We start from the raw sequence: 256 nt of genomic DNA, 5'->3' as shown, positions 1-256 counted from the left end.
CGATCGCGAGAAGCAGCGCCTCTACAGCACGACCGGTATCGACGGCATCGGGATGCAGGATACGGCGGTGCAGGAAAGCATGGGATCGATCGTCGATCGAACGCGCGAAAATCTCAGTTCCGCCGACGCGGCCGTCGTGCGCTTTCGCCGGATTCTGCTCGAACTCGCCGACGAGTCCGAGCGCACTGGCGCAGTGGCGGTGGCGGCGAATCCCGAGTGGTACAAGGTGCGCTCCGCGAGCGTGCTGCTGCCGCAC

1 pseudogene is annotated in these 256 nt (G+C 65.6%); it reads left to right on the top strand.

Annotation, left to right across the window (positions count from 1 at the left end):
- A pseudogene (locus tag SB816_RS33215) lies at window positions 1–256 on the top strand (aromatic ring-hydroxylating dioxygenase subunit alpha); the annotation flags it as partial.

This window comes from Achromobacter sp. SIMBA_011, from assembly GCF_046535435.1.
In the GTDB taxonomy this organism is placed as follows: Bacteria; Pseudomonadota; Gammaproteobacteria; order Burkholderiales; family Burkholderiaceae_B; genus Achromobacter; species Achromobacter dolens.
This window is presented reverse-complemented; position numbering and strand designations above follow the sequence as displayed.